Genomic DNA, 2,169 nt, shown 5'->3' with positions numbered 1-2,169 from the left:
GCCATGTACCGTTTTTTCGAGCAGCTCAGCTCGCGCATCGCCGCGCCGTTCACGGCCGAAAGCTCGCGCAACAGCAAAATCTGGTCCTGTCGTTGCGGGCAGTCGCTGTTCTTTCGCAACAGCCAGTGCCTGGCCTGTTCGGCTGCGTTGGGCTATCAGCCGGAGCAGAGTCGCTTGTCTGCGCTGCAACCGGGTGTGCAAGCGGGCACCTGGCTGCTGGATGCCGATCCCGGGGCCGGCCTGTTTCGACGCTGCGCCAACCTCGACTCCCCGGCGGCCTGTAATTGGTTGCTGCCAGCCAATGACCATGACGTCTTGTGCATTGCCTGCAGCCTCAATCGCACCATTCCTGATCTGTCGATAGCCGACAACCACGAGCGCTGGCGCAAGGTGGAAACCGCCAAGCGGCGTCTGGTCGCGCAACTGCTCACCCTGGGGTTGCAGGTGATTCCCAAAACCGTCGATGAAGAGACGGGCCTTGCCTTCGATTTCATCGGCGCGGACCTCAAAGGCAAACCGCCGACCACCGGACACGCCAATGGCCTGATCACCCTTGATATCAAGGAAGCCGACGACGCGCACCGCGAGCAGGTGCGGGTGCAAATGCACGAACCCTATCGCACGTTGCTCGGGCATTTCCGTCATGAAGTCGGGCACTACTACTGGGATCGATTGATCGCCAATAGCCAGTGGCTGGAGCCTTTTCGCGGATTGTTCGGCGATGAGCGCGCCAGCTATGCCGAAGCCCTCGAGCGGCATTATCAGCAGAGCGCGCCGCTTGACTGGCAGCAGTACTACGTCAGCGCCTACGCCACCATGCACCCGTGGGAAGACTGGGCGGAAACCTGGGCGCATTACCTGCACATGATGGATGCGGTGGACACCGCGCTGGGCTTCGGTATGAGCGCCCGGGACATGGACTTCGACTATCAGCCGTTTCCGTTGGATACCCTCTACGATCCGCAGCATCCCGATGGCGCGGCATTTCTGTCGTTCGTCAATGCGTGGATCGAATTGGCCGGCATGCTCAACGAGCTATCGCGCAGCATGGGGCAGCCGGATTTCTATCCGTTCGTCCTGCCGCCTGCGGTCATTGCCAAGCTGCACTTTATTCATCTGGTGATTCAGCAGGCGGGCGGCAGGGCGGATGAGGTGCTGCAGGCGCAATAGCAAGTGCTTGAACCCCCTCATATTTTTAATCCGAAACCAACGGTTGTAACTTCGCCTCAGATAGGTACAATGGCGCGGCTCGCCGACAGGTGAGTGTCGTTATGGTGACCCCATCGGTCCCCCCGCAACGATCAACCGTGAACCCGGTCAGGCCTGGAAGGGAGCAGCCGCAGCGGTGACATTGTGTGCCGGGGTGTGGCTGGTGGGGTTACCACCTTAACGCCACGCGAGTGTTCTCTCGTGTTATTTATCTGAAAACAGACTTTCGCTAGCTGCCAGGATCTTGTCCGGGGCGGTTTTTCGTCGTTTGCAGTTTATCCACAGCCGCAGGCTCGCCACCGATATACAACCGAACAATCGCATCGATCTCCCCGGACATTTTCATCTGTACCAGGGTGCGCAGAATGCGCTGCACCGGCACTTGCGGGTCGTTGCGTACGTAGCAACCGACGTTCTGCTCCTGCAGCACCGCCACGCTGTGCAGCTGTTGGTCCGGCAGCAGGCGCTGATTGAACCAGTCCAGGCTCCATTGATTGCTGACGGCATAGCGGTTGCGGCCGGCGAGGAGTTTTTCCAGCACCAGTTCCTGATTGCGTGCGTCGTCGCGATACAGCTGGCCGGCGTCGAACAGCGGTTGCAGGGTCGGGTAGCTGTAGCCCAGCACGGTGCCGATGGACTGATCTGGCAATTCCGCCGGGTTCACAGCGGTGGGGTGTGCATTCCGGGTGATCAACAGGTCGGGCTGGGTAAAGAGCGGGATGCTCCAGAGATAATCGCCAGACTGATTGGGCAGCCACGATTGCGCGGCATAACAGCGGACATCGACCTCGCCTTGCTCCATGGCGTTTTGCACCCGTGCGCGGGGCAATACATGGAATTCGGCCGGTACGCCGACCTGAGTCGCGAGGCTGAGCATCACGTCATACAGGATGCCCTGGGTCGGTTTGTCCTGTTCAAGTTGCACCATGGGCATGGTCCAGCTGTCGGATATCACGAAAC

The 2,169-nt window shown here is 60.1% G+C and carries 2 protein-coding genes and 1 other RNA gene; 2 read left to right on the top strand and 1 reads right to left on the bottom strand.

Annotation, left to right across the window (positions count from 1 at the left end):
• Window positions 1–3: 3 nt before the first annotated feature.
• Together ACXRVY_RS25490 and ffs are read left to right on the top strand one after the other, a co-directional pair.
• The gene (locus ACXRVY_RS25490) at window positions 4–1,170 is read left to right on the top strand and encodes a zinc-binding metallopeptidase family protein (protein ID WP_223462362.1); all 1,167 of its coding nucleotides are present in this window, start codon (window positions 4–6) and stop codon (window positions 1,168–1,170) included.
• Between the two features lie 111 nt (window positions 1,171–1,281).
• Window positions 1,282–1,378: signal recognition particle sRNA small type (gene ffs, locus ACXRVY_RS25485), an RNA gene on the top strand.
• A 60-nt stretch (window positions 1,379–1,438) separates the two neighbouring features.
• Here ffs and ACXRVY_RS25480 read toward each other — a convergent pair.
• On the bottom strand, window positions 1,439–2,169 hold a 731-nt coding region (locus ACXRVY_RS25480), incomplete at its 5' end, for a substrate-binding periplasmic protein (protein WP_458238577.1).

This window comes from Pseudomonas sp. P5_A2_2 (assembly GCF_054177685.1).
Note: the sequence above shows the minus strand (reverse complement) of the source record. Positions and strands in the feature narration are given on the sequence as shown.